The 16,618-nt window shown below is 51.3% G+C and carries 19 protein-coding genes; 8 read left to right on the top strand and 11 right to left on the bottom strand.

Annotation, left to right across the window (positions count from 1 at the left end):
* The first annotated feature begins 231 nt into the window (after positions 1-231).
* A complete protein-coding gene (locus tag ACVBEF_RS10905) occupies positions 232-369 on the top strand; it encodes a hypothetical protein (RefSeq protein ID WP_447123965.1) in 138 nt (45 codons plus the stop codon).
* A 113-nt stretch (positions 370-482) separates the two neighbouring features.
* Here ACVBEF_RS10905 and arsH read toward each other — a convergent pair whose 3' ends face one another.
* The 8 genes from arsH to ACVBEF_RS10865 all read right to left on the bottom strand — a co-directional run bounded on the left by arsH (position 483) and on the right by ACVBEF_RS10865 (position 5,998).
* Positions 483-1,205 carry an arsenical resistance protein ArsH gene (gene arsH, locus ACVBEF_RS10900; protein ID WP_447123964.1) on the bottom strand — a complete coding sequence of 241 codons (723 nt, stop codon included), beginning with the start codon at positions 1,203-1,205 and terminating at the stop codon, positions 483-485.
* Complete coding sequence (arsC, locus tag ACVBEF_RS10895) at positions 1,186-1,617, bottom strand: arsenate reductase (glutaredoxin) (RefSeq protein ID WP_447123963.1); 432 nt, start codon at positions 1,615-1,617, stop codon at positions 1,186-1,188. The genes arsH and arsC overlap by 20 nt, the downstream gene beginning before the upstream one ends.
* A gap of 177 nt (positions 1,618-1,794) precedes the next feature.
* Complete coding sequence (gene plsY / locus ACVBEF_RS10890) at positions 1,795-2,424, bottom strand: glycerol-3-phosphate 1-O-acyltransferase PlsY (RefSeq protein ID WP_447123962.1); 630 nt, start codon at positions 2,422-2,424, stop codon at positions 1,795-1,797.
* A 416-nt stretch (positions 2,425-2,840) separates the two neighbouring features.
* Positions 2,841-3,734, bottom strand: a complete 894-nt coding sequence (locus tag ACVBEF_RS10885) for an endonuclease (RefSeq protein WP_447123961.1) — start codon at positions 3,732-3,734, stop codon at positions 2,841-2,843.
* Positions 3,735-3,952: 218 nt separating this feature from the next.
* Entirely contained in the window at positions 3,953-4,000 is a 48-nt protein-coding gene (locus ACVBEF_RS10880) for a hypothetical protein (protein WP_447123983.1), read from the bottom strand.
* A gap of 359 nt (positions 4,001-4,359) precedes the next feature.
* A complete protein-coding gene (locus ACVBEF_RS10875) occupies positions 4,360-4,752 on the bottom strand; it encodes a hypothetical protein (protein WP_447123960.1) in 393 nt (130 codons plus the stop codon).
* A gap of 701 nt (positions 4,753-5,453) precedes the next feature.
* Positions 5,454-5,645, bottom strand: a complete 192-nt coding sequence (locus tag ACVBEF_RS10870; protein ID WP_447123959.1) for a HEPN domain-containing protein — start codon at positions 5,643-5,645, stop codon at positions 5,454-5,456.
* Positions 5,642-5,998: a nucleotidyltransferase family protein gene (locus ACVBEF_RS10865; RefSeq protein WP_447123958.1), complete on the bottom strand. Its 357-nt coding sequence runs from the start codon at positions 5,996-5,998 to the stop codon at positions 5,642-5,644. Before ACVBEF_RS10865 ends, ACVBEF_RS10870 begins: the two co-directional genes overlap by 4 nt.
* Positions 5,999-6,324: 326 nt before the next feature.
* Here ACVBEF_RS10865 and ACVBEF_RS10860 point away from each other — a divergent pair, with 326 nt between their 5' ends.
* A complete protein-coding gene (locus ACVBEF_RS10860; RefSeq protein WP_447123957.1) occupies positions 6,325-7,002 on the top strand; it encodes a response regulator transcription factor in 678 nt (225 codons plus the stop codon).
* 73 nt (positions 7,003-7,075) lie between these two features.
* On the top strand, positions 7,076-8,908 hold the full coding sequence (locus ACVBEF_RS10855) for an ATP-binding protein (protein ID WP_447123956.1): 1,833 nt from the start codon (positions 7,076-7,078) through the stop codon (positions 8,906-8,908).
* 30 nt (positions 8,909-8,938) lie between these two features.
* Here ACVBEF_RS10855 and ACVBEF_RS10850 read toward each other — a convergent pair whose 3' ends face one another.
* The 3 genes from ACVBEF_RS10850 to ACVBEF_RS10840 form a co-directional block, all read right to left on the bottom strand.
* Positions 8,939-9,418, bottom strand: coding sequence for an HAD domain-containing protein (locus ACVBEF_RS10850; protein ID WP_447123955.1), 480 nt, complete (start codon positions 9,416-9,418; stop codon positions 8,939-8,941).
* A 47-nt stretch (positions 9,419-9,465) separates the two neighbouring features.
* On the bottom strand, positions 9,466-10,131 hold the full coding sequence (locus ACVBEF_RS10845) for a LysE family transporter (protein ID WP_447123954.1): 666 nt from the start codon (positions 10,129-10,131) through the stop codon (positions 9,466-9,468).
* 142 nt (positions 10,132-10,273) lie between these two features.
* Complete coding sequence (locus ACVBEF_RS10840; RefSeq protein ID WP_447123953.1) at positions 10,274-10,849, bottom strand: gamma-glutamylcyclotransferase; 576 nt, start codon at positions 10,847-10,849, stop codon at positions 10,274-10,276.
* A 315-nt stretch (positions 10,850-11,164) separates the two neighbouring features.
* On the opposite strand from ACVBEF_RS10840, the gene ACVBEF_RS10835 reads away from it, so the two are divergent.
* The 5 genes from ACVBEF_RS10835 to ACVBEF_RS10815 all read left to right on the top strand — a co-directional run.
* Positions 11,165-12,082, top strand: a complete 918-nt coding sequence (locus tag ACVBEF_RS10835) for a 1-aminocyclopropane-1-carboxylate deaminase/D-cysteine desulfhydrase (protein WP_447123952.1) — start codon at positions 11,165-11,167, stop codon at positions 12,080-12,082.
* A 126-nt stretch (positions 12,083-12,208) separates the two neighbouring features.
* On the top strand, positions 12,209-13,186 hold the full coding sequence (locus ACVBEF_RS10830) for an HlyD family secretion protein (protein ID WP_447123951.1): 978 nt from the start codon (positions 12,209-12,211) through the stop codon (positions 13,184-13,186).
* Positions 13,183-14,148, top strand: coding sequence for an ABC transporter ATP-binding protein (locus tag ACVBEF_RS10825; protein ID WP_447123950.1), 966 nt, complete (start codon positions 13,183-13,185; stop codon positions 14,146-14,148). Before ACVBEF_RS10830 ends, ACVBEF_RS10825 begins: the two co-directional genes overlap by 4 nt.
* Positions 14,145-15,329 carry an ABC transporter permease gene (locus ACVBEF_RS10820; RefSeq protein ID WP_447123949.1) on the top strand — a complete coding sequence of 395 codons (1,185 nt, stop codon included), beginning with the start codon at positions 14,145-14,147 and terminating at the stop codon, positions 15,327-15,329. The genes ACVBEF_RS10825 and ACVBEF_RS10820 overlap by 4 nt, the downstream gene beginning before the upstream one ends.
* A 10-nt stretch (positions 15,330-15,339) precedes the next feature.
* Positions 15,340-16,618: efflux transporter outer membrane subunit (locus ACVBEF_RS10815; protein WP_447123948.1), on the top strand; the 1,279-nt coding region annotated here is incomplete at its 3' end.

Here is a 16,618-nt window from a genome sequence, read left to right as displayed (position 1 = left end):
AACGATGAATTTTCGGACGCTTCTTATGGCTCTACTGGTCTAAAAACTGCATTCCAGTCAATGTAATATGGGACGGATACAAAACGTACAGGTTGTAGCATTATCATCCTTCCCTAAGGGGGAAGGTCAAGGACTACTCACTATTTTTTTAAGGAGGGTCGCCTGATAAAACAATAGCCAACGTGGGGGGGCTATACTCATAGTCTGCACTTGTACAAATAGGAGGAAAGCATGAATTGTTTTGCGATGATGGGTGGGCATAGCCCTATGGTGTGGGTGATGGGTTCGTTGACGTTGCTGATGTTGGTCGTGTTGTTACTGGGCGGGGTGGTACTCACAAAATATTTGTTTATTCGTGGCAAGCATTGATCGTTTCTCCTTGGTCTAGGTGAGTTCAGTCCCCTACAAAATGGCAGGGGGACCTGGTTTATCCGGAGAAGTGCCGCCCCTCTTCAAGGGCGTCCAATGCATCAGCGCCCAAATCAAATTATCTTTTGGTTCACCCGCTTGCTCAGTTCTTGTGCACTTTCTTTTCGTTCACTGTAGCGATCTACGAGGAACGACGAGACATCACGCGTGAGCAAGGTAAATTTGAATAGCTCTTCCATCACATCGACGACCCGCTCGTAATACGCTGAGGACTTCATGCGACCGGTATCATCAAATTCCAGAAAGGCTTTAGCAACTGACGATTGGTTAGGGATAGTGATCATCCGCATCCAGCGCCCCAATATTCGCATTTGATTAACTGCGTTAAATGACTGCGAACCGCCGGAGACTTCCATCACTGCCAGCGTTTTCCCTTGGGTAGGCCGCACTGCGCCAATGGATAGCGGAATCCAGTCAATCTGCGCCTTCATAATGCCGGTCATTGCACCATGCCGCTCGGGTGAACACCAGACCATGCCTTCGGCCCATTGCGCCAAGTCTCTGAGTTCCTGTACCTTTGGATGGCTTTCCGGTTCGTCGTCTGGCAAAGGCAGACCGTGCGGGTTGAAGATTTTAACTTCGCCTCCCATCGCTTCTAGCAGCCGGGCTGCTTCCATTGTGAGCAAACGGCTATAGGATTTTTCCCGCAATGAACCGTACAAGAGTAAAAACCGCGGTGCATGCGTTGAGCGACCTACTCCATCGAAGTCGGATGTAACTGGGATGCGGAAGAGTGCTACGTCGATATTCGGTGATTTAAGCAGATGCTCTGTCATGTTGCCCCTCCGCACTGATGACCACTTCGCCGTCTTTTTTTGCGAACGGACCTTGTTGGGGTAGTGGCAGAATCTCCAGCACTAGTTCGGATGGACGGCACAGGAGTGTGCTATTTTCCGTCACCACAAATGGTCGATTGATGAGAATCGGGTGCGCTAACATGATGTCCAGTAATTGAGCATCCGTTAAATGTGCAGCATCTAGCCCAAGTTCTGCGTAGGGCGTGCCTTTTTGCCGCATAGCTTCTCGTATTGTCAGACCCGCATCCGATATCAGCCGCATCAGTGCTGCTGATGACGGGGGCTGTTTCAGGTATTCGATGACTTCAGGTTCAACTCCCGTATTACGTATCAATGCCAGTGTATTGCGAGAAGTACCGCAGTCGGGGTTATGATAAATCGTCACGTTCATGATTGGACTTTCTTTTAAGGTGGCAGCTCAGCTGCCTGCGCGGAAGGATTGGTAACATAAATAAAAAGAATAGCCCCTAGCAAAGCAATCCCAATTAAAGCCAAAATTGTGCCGGTATAGGCTCTGTCGCGTTAGCAGAGACAAATCTCGTTGACGATTATCGATTTGCACAAATTTCTATGCTTTTAGATTGATTTTGCTTTCAGTGCCAGCGATAAGTCGTTCGATGTTGGCTTTATGTTTTAGCGTAATGACGGATGCCATGATGATCGCGAACATCACAAAGTAATACGTGTGACTAAAGAAAGGCACGAAAGACAGCACGGCAAACAACAGCATGGCGCTGACTGTTCCAAGTGATACATATCGGGTGACAATAACGATTATCAGGAACAGGGATAAGCAAATGACTGCCATGATAGGGACAAACATGAAAAGGACCGAGATGGCAATGAGCGCCCCTTTCCCACCCCTGAATCCAAAATACGGAGGCCAATTGTGTCCGAATACCGCGCCCGCACCAGCAGCCAACAAGCTTAGACAGTCTGTATTGCCCCCGGCCTGTACATAAACCCCAATGCGTAATCCGATCAGACAGGCGACTATGCCTTTCAAAATATCTCCTGCAAGTACCAGAAGAGCCGCATACTTTCCAAGGACGCGCAGAGTATTGGTAAGCCCGGCGCTCTTGCTCCCGAAATTCCGGATGTCTTTTCCATACAGCTTTCCTACGATGACGGCAGAATTGAGCCCTCCTGATGCATAACCCAGGATTAGCGCCAAAGTAATTTTTAAGATGTCGATCATTAGCTGCCTTTTCCCGGAAAATGTATTGAACGAAGTGTGATTTTCCTCATAAGTTGCGGAGTGAATCTCATGGATCTTGAATTTTGTCTCTCTGGCTGTTACCCGCCTGATTTGTGCGGCGTGAAAGTCCGAAGTTAGGACAGAAAATCTGGATTGTTAAAGGAGGTGCAAATATAAGCGAGTTTTCTACAGCGCGGATAATCTTGCTTCAATGCCAATGAATCGCGATTTGGTCGGCTTGCTGCTCCCACTATATGCCTTCATTCGATACTCATATTCCCACTGCGCATAATCGCTGTTGGATTCGCTCTCATCCATATCGCGTTTCAGTATTTCCAAGCCGAGCTGGCCTGATGGGACGTGTGGTATCGTTTCGAAGGCTCTGTCGTGTTAGCCAACCATATTGGTTTGAAATACTATCTCAACGCAATCAACTGTCCGGCCAGAAAAGGTTTAACAATAATTTTGTAGGTATCGATATCAAAACAGCGTTTCTTTGGACGCACGATCTGCACATTGGCAGCGTCAATCGAGCCCAGATACATCCAATGGTCAATCACATGGGTCTGACGCCAGCCATCGCATTCTTCAATAATCCCCATTTCACCTGCAAAAGGCCATTGGATCACGCGCATTGCCTCCATCGCTTGCAGCAGATGTTGTTGATGCTCCACTATCGATTCGGCCCCGACACAGGCACCGCGACAGCGTTTAATCTGTCTGGAAAAACAAGCGCGCCCATGTGAGCCGGTCTCAGTACCAGTGACAATCCCGCACAGCTGATGATCGGCAACAATGGTGCGCAGTGTTTCCAGCGCGCTGCGGCGGTTACTGAATATTCCATAAATGCTCGCTTCAGAAGCGAAGTCATAATCCTTCGAAAAAACCACTTCTGGCGCACCATGCGCTGTGATTCTTAACGCGCACATTTCACGTTTGCGCCGTAGTTTAATGTTATGTAGAGGTTGCAGCTCTTTGATCAGCTGCGATTCCAATAACAGCGCGCCGATGTCGCCAGCAGTACGGCGAAACTCGACCCGTCGGCTCTGAGTCAGCATGCGCACCTCATCCACGCAGCGCAGATGCGACAGCACGCGGTGACGAATATTGATACTTTTACCCACGTATAACGGTACGTCGTTGTCGCCGCGAAATATATAGATGCCGGGTTTATTGGGCAGGAGCCGCAGGCTTTCAGGGTCGATATGCGACGGATATACAAACTCGGCACGGGGTGTTATATCTGGTGAAAATTTTTCGCTGATCTTGCGCATAGCCTGTCTGTTTTTTATCGAGATGGAGAACTTCATTTTTTGTCTCGGTGATACGTTTTCTGATCACGGAAATAGGAAAAGACCCCCGCAAAAAAGTACGGATAAACATCATAACCAGTTATGCGTCAGTCCTACTGAAGAGCCGGACGTTTGCACCAAGTACGACTCGCATCACTGGTTAGGCGCCGATTGCACAGCTTCGTCAACTATTGCGATTAAATCTTCCTCGCGCACGCCGATGTTGGTGATCTTACTTACTCCACCTTTAACGCCGGAATGTGGGGGCGAACAGCTTCCTGAATAAAGTGCGAAAGATCACCTTTTAGGCCACCGCCCTAGCAGATGGCGAATTGCATTTCTAGTTCCTCTTCGCCTCAGTGCCACTTCACGGACTCTCCTTCTAACACACCGAAAATGTAAGGCGGCATGCTTTCTGGAAACTATTTTATTGTGAACACGCAACTGGTACGAAATTTTGTGGCGGTTTTTACAGCTATGTGCACACTACCCCAAGTAAAAATTCACCGGCTAACGATCAAGATCAATACGCTGCACTGGAGCAACCAGATCATGACGGCGTGAGCCGGTGGTGCACAGAAGTTGTGGCACGTTAATTCTTGTTCTCAACATTAGTTCGCACAGCACATTTCAATGCTGCAGTTTATTCTTCACACTCTTTTGTAGCTTGTTTCAGGGCGGATTTTCTGGCTTTGCGTAGTGTACTGCTGTGTTCATTGAGGGCTGTGGTGGTCTCAATGAGGTGTTCGCCAAATAGCGCAATGGCGTCGAGAGCGAAGGCTTTGAGTTTTATGCGTGCGTTAGTGTCGATGGCTAGTGCGTCGGCTTCGGGGTTGTTGTGATCAGGGTTGGCAGGGTAGGTTTGGTTGGCTTCGATGATGTCGAGACACACACCGAGACCACCTGCGAACTTGTCTGAGCGTTCGATGCAATCCATCATCAGCATCTGTTGTTCGCGGTCGATGGCGTCGCTGAGTTTTTGATGCGCGGGGTTTTCTGAAGGGGAGCTTGATGCGGAGGCGTTGGTGTTAGGCACGGTTCGATCCTTTAATCTGGGCTTTAGTTCTCCGTCCGGGGACGGGGTGGGCGGCAAATGACGGGATTGACAGACTGGATGAAAGAACCGAAGACCAGCAAGCCCGAGGGCTTTCCCGGCACTGCCGCCCAGAGAGGGCGAACTTAGGGCCCGGACCGCATGACACGGTCCGGGTTCTTTCATAACAGGCTGTCAAACCTGAGTTCCTTGGTGAGGAACTGCCGACACAATACCTCCGCAGAAGTGCGACGGTCAACCGCTAAATTGCTCTTTTTTGTCACTGGTCTTCATCGTGCATCATTAACACAGTAAAGCCTTTACAAAGTCCGAGCGATGATTGCGTTATCAGAGGTCATGTTTCATTTCTCTGGGTATTAGCCTTGTCAAATCTAGCGGCCTTACGATGTACGTCGAAGTTAGATTCAGTGAATTATCTTGCCCGCAGGTCTAGTGAGAAATTAGTAATTCGAAATAATGCCTTGCCAATTGACGCTCATTCCCGCCATGTGAATACAACAAATCTTTGCGTAATTCGGTTGCGTTCAGCTCACACAAGTCTGCAATAAAACCGTGCAATATATATTCTGGATTAACATTTTTGAGTTCGCATAAACTCAAAAATTCTTCCGGCACGCCAAGCCTTATTTGTTCATCAAAACGGTATCTAATGTCTGCACCTGCAGACTCGCTGATAAATACTTTTACTTCATTCTCCCAAACATAGGGTTACCACTGGGATTAATTTTAAGCAACGCGGCTTTAGCGGCATCAAACATCGCGTAATAGGCACGATTACATGCCCCCTCAATATCACCGATGTTGTGAAGTACTTGAGCAGATGCAATAGCGCGATGAGCTTTAAGAATCAAATATTGTGGTGACGTAATGTTCATTGGATGATGATTCCGTCACGTTCAATATTTCGCAGCAAAAACGGATTTCTGTACGTATTTGGATTGGCCCATTCATCCTCCCAAACCGGAAGCGCCTCCACACGAATACCAGTGTCTAACATGACGTCAAACGCCATATCTGACATCGTCATTTTCGCGGCCATGAATTTACCGTGTTGGCCAGAAAGCAGCACTGCTACATCGGCATCGCTATCGGGCATGAATTCACCTCGCGCACGACTCCCAAACAAGATCACGCTGCGTACAGAAAATACAGCGCTCACTTTTTCCAAAAAAGCTTTTACCGTTGTGGCTGTCGCCACATCCAGCGGATGACTTTCCATAGTCTGCATTTTGTCTTTCCTCTCAGGCCATCTCACAGCACCATATTTAACAAAAACTTCAGCAAAATTACGCCGAACTTACGTTATTTAGGACTTACGCAAAATCGTCCCAGGAAGGCAGACCGACGAAGGCATTACGAATGTTAGGCTAGGAGGGATAGCGCCGCTGGGGAGGTTTTGCGTAAGGCCTACTATTAAGACATTCGGTGTCCATACAACAGTTTGTCGCCATATTTGGCGACCGACTATATTCCGATATAAACCCGCTACCCTTTACTCTGTGGCAATATCAAGTATTCACATTTATAGTCATGCCTCGTAGCCGGGTCTACAGTATGCATACAGATATCGATACCCTCACCATCAAGGTTGGCATTGTGGAAGACGATCTGACGTTCCAGAACGCACTGACACAGGCAATCGACAATACCCCAGATATACAAGTCCTGTCGGTCGCCAGTTCGCTCGGGCAAGGCATTCAAATGCTTGAGAGCGAACCAGCCGATGTGTTGTTAGTCGATCTCGGACTGCCAGAAGGCTCAGGCATAGACGTAATTCGTGCCGCCTCTGAGAAATGGCCGCAATGCAATATCATGGTCAGCACCGCTTTTAGCGATGAATTGCACGTGATGCAGTCGCTGGAGGCAGGTGCTACCGGCTACCTGCTCAAAGACAGCTCAGCGGGCAATATCGTCGAACAAATCAGGTATCTGCATCAAGGTGGCAGCCCGATAAGCCCACTCATCGCACGCCAGATATTGACGCGATTTCTTGGACAAAACCGCTCAGTGCAACGTTCGCCGTCGAAAACATGCGTGGTCTTGTCACCCAGAGAGCAGGAAGTACTCAATTACATCACCAAGGGCTTCACCTCGGACGAAATTGCGGCCTTGATGTCAGTTTCCCGACATACGGTAAGAACCTTCATCCGCAGGTTATACACCAAGTTAGCCGTACGCTCGAAGACTGAGGCAATTCATGAAGCGCTCCAACAGGGTTTACTTCATCCCTAGTAAATGTCAGCTGATTTTGTTGTTATTCCTGTGCTCGGGCCGATGGTTACCGCCAGCACGGGCTGAAGTACCCGTGCATATCACCGAAGCCGATATGATGATCATACCGGGACAGGGTTATGCGGCAGCGCCTGCGACTCTGGATCCATCCAAGCTTCCGGGAGTCTGGGAAAGCGTGGAACTACCACATGCCTTGCCGCGACAGTTGCTCCCCGTTTCCAGCGATGATGCAGCACTGCCGGCGACTGAAACAGTCTGGTATCGGCTCAATATGCCGCCGATGGCCGCTACCTTAAGGCAAGATTACATTTACATCCCGCGCCTCAAAACAGATGGCAACATTACCATCTACACCGATCATCTTTTGTTATATCAAACACATACCAACCTTTTCTGGAATGGCTGGAATATCCCCACCTGGCTACCCTTGCATGAAACGGTAGATTCCAGCATGCCGCGCCACATTTACGTCCGCATCGTGCGCCCGCGCGACGCTGGCGGAGGTATTTCTTCGGTGTGGTTTGGCCCTGAAGAGACGATAGGCTGGCGTTACCGGATGCGCTACCTGATGCAGGTGCAACTACCGTTTGCCGGCAGCAGCGCCTTTTTGGCGGTGGGGCTGTTTGCGCTACTGGTCTGGATTAAACTGCGCAGCCAATACTCTTACCTGCTACTTTTTTGTATTTCGGTGGCCTCGTTCCTGCGTAGCATGCATTACTACGTCGGCGAATACAAGTTGCCCATATCGGATGACTGGTTCTCTTGGCTGACCATCAATTCGGCCTACTGGATGATGTTGCTGACGCATTTCTTCCTCAACTATATCCACCGTCGCCCCGTTGTGCTGATGAATTACTTCCTCAGCGGTCTCACTATTTTCATGTGCATCCTCACGTCACCCGCCCTGATAAGCACGATTTACGCCCACGGTCTGACACCGCTGGCTTATCTGGCGCTGATTCTGACCGGGTTGATGGTGGCAGGTATCGGTTTTTATCAATCCAGGGGCACTAATTCAAGGGAGGGTGTATTACTGAGCGCCTGGGTCGTGGCCGGCACGCTGTTACGCACCGACGACTGGCTGCTGCAAAATAATTATGTGAATATCGAGAGTATTTACTTTGGTCCGTTTAGCAATATCAGCGCCTTGCTAATCTTCATATACATCATTTTCCTGCGCTATATCGCGGCTAATGAAAACGTCGTCGAATTCAATGTCCGTCTGCAGACACGCCTGCTGGAACAGGAAGTGGAGTTACAGAACTACCACCAGCGCCTGGAAGTCATTACCCGTCGCCAGACTCTCGATACTGAACGCCAGCGCCTGATCCAGGATATACACGATGGAATGGGTTCATCACTTGTAGTAGCGCTGTTAGCGGTAACACAAGGCACCGCAGATTCACCCATGGTGGCCGACATTTTGAAAGATTGCATCGATGATCTTAAGTTGACGATCGACTCCATGGAGCCGATTCAGGCCGATCTGCTACTGCTGCTGGCAACCTTACGCTTCCGCTTGAGTCCGCGGCTGGAAGATGCCGGCATCAAACTGCGCTGGGAAATCACTGATGTGCCACCGCTGAACTGGCTCGACCCCCGCCACGCATTGCATATCCTGCGTATTTTCCAAGAGACGTTCAGCAATATCATTAAACACGCACAGGCCAGCGAAATACGCGTGGAAACCTCTGATAACGAGGGTCGTGTCAAGGTCGTCATTAGTGACAATGGTTGCGGCTTCTCGGTAGAAAAAGGCTTGCTCAAGCAAGGAAAAGGCTTGAAAAACCAATTGCGCAGAGCCGCTGCCATCGGCTGTGAAGTTGCATGGCGTTCCGATACAACTGGCACGAGTATGACGCTGACTTTGCCGGTTGTTCAGAAACGCCCCCAAGTGACGCATTGATCAGGACAACACTGGGGAATACTGCAAGGTTTACAGGACTGCCAGCATCTTCCGAATCGCGTCCTGTATTTCCGGGTCGCTCAATCCGGTATGCCCCTTCGTCTCAATCAATCGATCCCGATGCCCTGCCGGCCAGCCAAAGGCATCATCGTCAATCGCAAACCAGCTTGACGGTTTGCGTTGTTCGACGTCATTCAAGATTTGCATCCCACGCGGCATGAGATCGAATTCACTTTGCAGTAATTTTGGGTGATGAAAAGTTGATCCGATCACTCTTGATCGCAAGGTTTCGCTGAGCTCTTGCCGGGTAGCATCAAACCCCAACGCCCTCACCCAACTCGTCGATAAAACAATCTTCACTTCTGGATAGGGGGCAAGCAAATCTTCCAGGATAGGCATCCACTCAAAAAAAGACCGTTCTGGTGTAGTGATATACATGCCGCGCTTACGGTTGCGAATAACCATGCCGTCATGCAGCACGCCGTTGTAGTCCAGATATAAAATTTTCATGGGGTTTTAAAGTAAAAAAAAGCTGCGTAAATTTTGCGTAGAAAAAATTAATGATTACCACGTTTGACAAAGAAAAGGCCGGTGCCGATCAGCATCAACAGACCGCCAAAAATGCGATTCTGAATCATGCGCGCCCGTGCGTTGCGGAAAATATTTTGCATCGTGCGTCCGGCAAATGCATAGCCGTGCATGACAGCGACATCGACGGCCACCATCGTTATTGAGATCACCAGCAATTGCAGTCCCAATGGACGATCCTGTCGGATAAATTGCGGTAACACGGCAACCATAAAAACGATGCCCTTGGGATTGGTGACGTTGGTAAAAAAACCGGTTGCGCAACGGCGCTGCCAGGTCGATGACTTCGTTAATAATGCGGCTTCTGACTGCTCTTTTGCGTCTGCATCCAGCGTCGAATTCGTATCCGTTGCAGGAGCACGCCATTGTGCAAATCCAAGATAGATTAAATAGGCAGCGCCAAGTATCTTCACAATATTAAAAGCCACTTCAGATGCCAGCAGCAGTGAACCGATCCCGGCCCCTGCGATCAGCAAGATCACCACCAGGCCACACTCCAGACCAAGAATGGTAGCGCTGGTGCGCTTTACGCCAAAACGCACACCGTGACTCATGCACAAAATGGCACCGGAACCTGGCGAGACGGCAATAAAAATTGCGGCGAACAAAAACGCTGTCCAAACATGGATATCCATACTGTTATCTCTTGAAATGAGGATCTATCGGAACCCGCTATTTTAACGGTCTGGGCTAAGTACGTGTTGGCTCTGAAGCAGAGCGCAACTAAATTAGGACTCACGCAAAATCGCCCCAGCGGCGTTATCCTTCTTAGCCGTACTACACAAGCTCTGTTTGCAATGCGATCAAATGCTGTTCAATCTCAAATACATGCGGATCGTCCTTACCCAGCGCACGTAAAGCAACCGCCAGTCCGGTGAGATAGTCTTTATTGTGACCGCTAGGCCCCGACGAGGCCGCGATTTGGCGGGCAATATCGCGCTCTGAAGCAGGTCCGAGAAAAGCATCATTTTTTTCGGTAGCAATATAGACCAAGCCCTCTCTGCTGGTCCCGTCTTCAAAGGATATATCGGTGCAGAGCCGCAAATAGCCGTTCTTTTCACGATGATCGAGATGGGCGAAAACGTCCGGGGTAATCAGATACGCCATGCCCTCGCAAACGGCATCGGCTTGCGCAATGAGGGTCACCACGCGACCGGGCGCTTCATGTGTCCCGCGATGATCGAACGAACCTTGCCAAAAGCGACGCGTCCAGTTTTTGATCAATGCCGGACGTCTGTCGACAAACGGAAAATCGGCTTTAAATATGAGCGAACCATATCCAAATAACCAAACACTCTGGTGATCATCGAATTTATCCATCAACTTGTTGATGGCGGTGGTATCGGCAGACATGAAACTAACCTTTTAATTATTCATGCGAATACGTTAATCGAATCCATCGTCGGATGCATCGTATTCGCACTGTTAAACACACTAGCCGTACCGCCGTAGCAGAACAACCCACAAAAAAATGTGCACCAAAATATGGCTTGATATTAACCATTTCTTTTACTGTACGCCGGGCTGATTAATACTATTTTGATTAAATCATCATTTTTTCCACATTAAATTTTCACTCGGCAATAGTTCATAGACTTTCTCTGCACAGGACGTTTCAATAGCGCTATAAAATCGTCGTCATTCTCTTATTTCTGAACGACCATTTCCATGCCATTGCTAATAAGTCAGCCGTCGCCATGCCACCATATTCCAGCGACACCCTTCCTTAAGCGTGCAATCTGGATTAAGCGTGATGATTTGCTGCACTCCACCGTTTCCGGCAATAAATTTCGCAAGCTAAAACATCCTCTGATGACGCTGGAGGCGATGCAATGCCAGCACAAAGATCAAAAACCGACGCTCACCACGATGGGTGGCCCCTGGTCAAATCATCTGCATGCGCTGGCGCACGCAGGTGCATTGTTCGGATGGCCAACGCATGGCCTGGTACGTGGCACCGAGGCGCTCAGCACGGCAACGCTGGATGACTGTCGCCGACTTGGCATGCAAATTGACCATCTCACGCGGGACCAATACCGCGCACTACGGGATATCCCCGATGCCTGGCGCAGCCACATCACCCACGCCACTGACGAAAGCCATGTCTGGTTTCCGGAAGGCGGAAGTTCGCCAGCGGCCCTGCACGGTGTGGCCGAACTCATTGCCGAACTGCCGTTCATGCCAGACGTTGTAATGGTCGCTTGCGGCACCGGCGCAACTTTGGCCGGATTGTTGGCAGGCATGGGCGGCAAGGGCCGCGTCATTGGCATCGTAGTGCTGAAAAACGCCGACTATCTTCATGCGGAAATTGCCCTATTACTGCATCAGGCTGGCTACCCTGCGTATAAAAATTATGAGTTGATTACCGACGCCCATCATGGCGGCTATGGCAAAGCACCACCCGAGTTGCGGTTGTTTTGTCAGGATTTTCAACGCGAAACCGGCATCCTGATAGAACCGGTATACACCGGCAAGTTATTTTTTGCGTTCAAGAAAATGGTGCAGGAAAACGCATTTCAGGTTGACCAACAGATTGTCGCCATCCATACCGGCGGCTTGCAAGGTGCACGCGGGATGAGGCTATAAAAACATACTTGACTAAAATATAACAAAAAGACCATGATGGAGTCTGCCTTTTCATTTCCATCCGTCTGGTGCGTTTTCTACTAAGAGCGCGCGACATAGAGGCAATTTTGCTCGGGAGAATTTCTCATGCAATCACACCCTCGCCAAGCTGCCGCTAAAGACGCTGCTGCGCTTGGGGCATTTTGGGCGTTTTTGCTGGCAGCCTGTGCACCGCCCGTCGAGAACATCTGGCAAGGCTATGTAGAGGGTGAATATGTCGCCGTTGCCTCATCGCAACCGGGTCGACTTGATCGTCTGTCCGTCATGAGGGGACAACAAATCGGCGTCGGCGCAGCACTATTTACCTTAGAGTCAGGCGCAGAAACTGCAGCACAGCAACAAGCCCGGCGCCTGCTACAAGCAACCCAAGCGCAATTGGCCGATATCCAAAGCGGCAAGCGCACGCAAGAGATCAGCGTGACGCAAGCGCAACTGATACAAGCCGAAGCCGCTGCCAACAAAGCCCGATTACAGCTTACACGCGACCAAATTCAATTCAATGCCGGTGGCGTCGCCCGCCAACAACTCGATGACGCACGCGCCGCAGCAGAAACCAGCGCCGCCCAAGTCCGCCAATGGCAAAGTCAGTTAGCGGTAGACCGCCTGCCAAACAGAGCCGCTCAAATCCGGGCGCAGCAAGCACAAGTTGCCGCCGCGCAAGCTGCGCTGGATCAGGCCGACTGGAAACTGGCGCAAAAAAACGTACAAGCAACCCAGCCTGGACTAGTCAGCGACACGCTATATCGCGAAGGCGAATGGATCGCCGCAGGCAACCCGGTAGTGCGCATGCTGCCGCCGGAGAATATAAAAATCCGTTTTTTTGTACCGGAGCCAGTACTCGGTCGATTCACGCTGAATCAATCGGTCGAACTGCAGTGCGATGGCTGCCCGTCCGGTTTGACGGCGCGCATCAGCTACATCGCAACAGAGGCCGAATACACCCCACCGATTATCTATAGCAACGCAACCCGCGCCAAACTGGTCTATATGATTGAGGCCCGCCCTGCCGTTGCGGATGCACCAAGGCTACATCCGGGGCAGCCGCTCGATGTGAGATTGCAGTGAGCGCCAACGTCACCGATTCTGCTCAACCCAATAGTGCGTTGGCGATTGATGTTGAGCGCATCAACAAATATTTCGGCGATAAACACGTCGTCAAAAACCTTTCGCTACAAGTCCGGCATGGGGAAATTTTCGGCTTTCTCGGCCCCAACGGCAGCGGCAAGACCACAACGATACGGATGATGTGCGGTTTGCTCACGCCGGATTCCGGGCGCGGTACCTGTCTGGGCTTTGACATCCTTAGTCAAAGCCCACAGATCAAGCAGCGCGTGGGCTACATGACGCAAAAGTTTTCCTACTGGGACGATCTCAGTATTCGAGAAAATCTGGATTTCGTCGCCCGCGTCTACGGCATGCAAAACCGCAAGCAAGCGGTCGATCGTTCGCTCGAAAAATTAGGCTTAAGTAGCCGCGCCAAACAACTCGCAGGCAGCCTCTCCGGCGGCTGGAAACAACGGCTGGCACTTGCTGCCTGCATGCTGCACGAACCCCAGCTCTTGCTACTAGACGAGCCCACCGCCGGGGTTGATCCCGGTGCACGCCGCGATTTCTGGGAGGAGCTGCACAACCTGGCGGCGCAAGGGATCAGCGTCCTGGTCAGCACGCACTACATGGATGAAGCCGAGCGCTGCCACAAACTGGCCTATCTCGCCTACGGGCAATTGCTGATACAAGGCACTGCCGCCGAGATCGTTGCCGGTCAACATCTCAGCACCTGGTCGGTGTACGGCCCGAATCTGGCAGCGTTCGCACAAACCCTGCGCGCTCAGCCTGGTGTCGATCAGACGGTGGCCTTTGGCACTTCTTTGCACGTCTGCGGTAAAGACGGCGCGCAGCTTGAGGGCACTTTGCGCCGTCTGACCGAGAGCCACAATCTGCGCATGACCTTGATCGAAACCAGTATGGAAGATGTTTTTATCTACCTGATGCAGCATGCAAGCGACAATTTCGGTGGCCCAGTATGAGCGCGCGATCTGGCATGCGATCGAATACACGATCTGGTGCACGATCTGTCACATTCTCGCTCGCCCGATGGTGGAGCATTGTCCGCAAAGAGTTTCTGCAACTGCTGCGCGACCCGGTCACCCTGCGCATGATTACCGTCATTCCGGTCATGCAAATGCTGCTATTCGGCTACGCCATCAATAGCGACCCTAAACACATGCCGACCGCTATCATCGCCGCCGATCACAGCGATATCACACGTACTTTTATAGCCGCAATGAAGGCCTCCGACTACTTCGACGTGGTCGATGAACTACCTAACGAAGAAAGCGGTCGCGCCGCACTAGCGCAGGGGAAAGTACTGTTTGTGCTCAGCATCCCGGCCAATTTCACGCGAAATGTATTGCGCGGCGAGCAACCGACGCTGTTGGTAGAGGCCGATGCCACCGACCCCACAGCCACCGCACAGGCACTCGCAGCGTTGCCGCAACTAGTGCAGTCAGTAAGCAACAAGGATTTAAAAGGGGCGCTAGAAAAATTCAGCAACAACAGCAAGCCAGCCTTCGAGGTCCAGGTACACCGCCTCTACAACCCTGAAGGCATCAATCAATACAACGTAGTCCCGGGCCTGATGGGCGTCGTCCTGTCGATGACACTGGTGATGATGACGGGGCTGGCCATGACTCGCGAACGAGAGCGCGGGACGATGGAAAATATGCTCGCCACCCCTGTTACGCCAATCGAAGTCATCACCGGCAAAATCATGCCCTACATCGCCATCGGACTACTGCAATCGAGCATCATTTTGCTGGGCGCATATTTTATATTTCATGTCCCATTTGCGGGCAGCATCATCGCCATCTACCTCGCCGCGCTGCTATTTATCGGCGCTAGTCTGACGGTCGGCATCACGCTGTCTTCGCTGGCGCAAAATCAGTTACAGGCGATGCAACTGACGATGTTTTATTTTCTACCCAATATGCTGTTATCGGGTTTTATGTTTCCGTTTCAGGGCATGCCGAAGTGGGCGCAATTCATTGGTAACCTGCTGCCGCTGACGTACTTTAATCGGCTCATACGCGGTATTTTGCTCAAGGGAAACGGCTTGGTGGATTTGTGGCCCAGCGTCTGGCCATTGCTGCTGTTTACGCTACTTGTGATGGTCATAGCGGTACGTTTTTATCGGCGCACGCTAGATTGAGGGGGGCAGGATGCATCTCTTACAAATGAGCCTCGTCGTCGTATTGAGCGGCTGCACAATCGGCCCCGACTTCCAGCCTCCCATAGCCCCCGAGGTGCAGCAATACACATCCGGCACGCAACCAGTTGTCACCAGCGCCAGCAACGGCGCAGGCGGCGGCGCGCAACACTTTGAGATTGGCGCGGACATTCCATCGCAATGGTGGAGCGTATTCCATTCACCCGAGTTAGAAGTGCTGGTACGCAGCGCCCTTACTAACAGTCCGACGCTCACGCAAGCCAAGGCGACATTACGTGCCGCACGCGAAAACCTGAATGCACAAACCGGGACTGACCTGCCGCAAGTCAACGCACAGCTCGGCAGCAGCCGTCAGCAAATCGATACCACCGCGCTCGGCGTGCCCAATATTCCACAATCTGGCCCTTTCACGCTGTACAACGCCGCACTGAATGTTTCCTACACTATCGATGCCTTCGGCCTCAACCGGCGCACACTCGAAGGCTTACAAGCACAAGTCGAGAATCAAGAATATCAACTTCAGGCCGCCCGTCTGACGCTGGCAAGTAACGTCGTCACCACCGCAATCCGACAAGCGGCTTTGACCGCCCAGATTGCCGAAACCGAGCAGTTATTGCGACTCCAACGCGCGCAGATAATTATCATGCAACAACGGTTGAGCGCGGGCGGCATAGCGCGTCTTGATCTGGTAAATCAACGAACATTGCTAGCGCAAAGCGAGGCCACGCTACCTACTCTGCGACAGCAATTGGCACAGATCAATCATCAACTTGCGGTGTATCTGGGCAAAGCACCGGCGCAAATATTTTTGCAGCCGCTGGAATTGAACACGCTGACCTTACCCGAGGCATTGCCGCTGACGCTACCCTCAAGCCTGGCACGCCAACGTCCCGACATCCGTGCGGCGCAGGCCACACTGCATCAGGCAAGCGCACAAGTTGGCGTCGCCACAGCAAACCTGTATCCGCAACTCACGCTATCCGGCAGTGCCGGGTCTGAGCGAACCGGTATCAACCAATTGGCAAACAGCATCAACGTCTGGAGCATAGGAATTAAATTCATGCAGCCGTTATTTGATGGCGGCCAACTACGCGCAAAACAACGCTCCGCCGCTGCCGCCTACGACGCCGCTTTGGCAACCTGGCAGCAAACCGTTCTACAAGCATTGCAACAGGTCGCCGATGTGTTACGGGCGTTGGAAAGCGACGCCATCACCCTGCAAGCGATCGATTCGTGCTCGATGAACCGGGCGCTTAGAGAAGCTATCACCG

This window comes from Glaciimonas sp. GG7 (genome assembly GCF_052976905.1).
The sequence above is the reverse complement of the archived record's forward strand: the minus strand, read 5'-3'. Positions and strand labels throughout refer to the sequence as shown.

What these genes read in the sequence shown, in the direction of transcription:
- ACVBEF_RS10905 (WP_447123965.1), top strand. Translation starts at nt 232, where the DNA reads ATGAATTGTTTTGCGATGATGGGTGGGCATAGCCCTATGGTGTGGGTG.
- arsH (WP_447123964.1), bottom strand. Translation starts at nt 1,205, where the DNA reads ATGACAGAGCATCTGCTTAAATCACCGAATATCGACGTAGCACTCTTC.
- arsC (WP_447123963.1), bottom strand. Translation starts at nt 1,617, where the DNA reads ATGAACGTGACGATTTATCATAACCCCGACTGCGGTACTTCTCGCAAT.
- plsY (WP_447123962.1), bottom strand. Translation starts at nt 2,424, where the DNA reads ATGATCGACATCTTAAAAATTACTTTGGCGCTAATCCTGGGTTATGCA.
- ACVBEF_RS10885 (WP_447123961.1), bottom strand. Translation starts at nt 3,734, where the DNA reads ATGAAGTTCTCCATCTCGATAAAAAACAGACAGGCTATGCGCAAGATC.
- ACVBEF_RS10870 (WP_447123959.1), bottom strand. Translation starts at nt 5,645, where the DNA reads ATGAACATTACGTCACCACAATATTTGATTCTTAAAGCTCATCGCGCT.
- ACVBEF_RS10865 (WP_447123958.1), bottom strand. Translation starts at nt 5,998, where the DNA reads ATGCAGACTATGGAAAGTCATCCGCTGGATGTGGCGACAGCCACAACG.
- ACVBEF_RS10860 (WP_447123957.1), top strand. Translation starts at nt 6,325, where the DNA reads ATGCATACAGATATCGATACCCTCACCATCAAGGTTGGCATTGTGGAA.
- ACVBEF_RS10850 (WP_447123955.1), bottom strand. Translation starts at nt 9,418, where the DNA reads ATGAAAATTTTATATCTGGACTACAACGGCGTGCTGCATGACGGCATG.
- ACVBEF_RS10845 (WP_447123954.1), bottom strand. Translation starts at nt 10,131, where the DNA reads ATGGATATCCATGTTTGGACAGCGTTTTTGTTCGCCGCAATTTTTATT.
- ACVBEF_RS10840 (WP_447123953.1), bottom strand. Translation starts at nt 10,849, where the DNA reads ATGTCTGCCGATACCACCGCCATCAACAAGTTGATGGATAAATTCGAT.
- ACVBEF_RS10835 (WP_447123952.1), top strand. Translation starts at nt 11,165, where the DNA reads ATGCCATTGCTAATAAGTCAGCCGTCGCCATGCCACCATATTCCAGCG.
- ACVBEF_RS10830 (WP_447123951.1), top strand. Translation starts at nt 12,209, where the DNA reads ATGCAATCACACCCTCGCCAAGCTGCCGCTAAAGACGCTGCTGCGCTT.
- ACVBEF_RS10820 (WP_447123949.1), top strand. Translation starts at nt 14,145, where the DNA reads ATGAGCGCGCGATCTGGCATGCGATCGAATACACGATCTGGTGCACGA.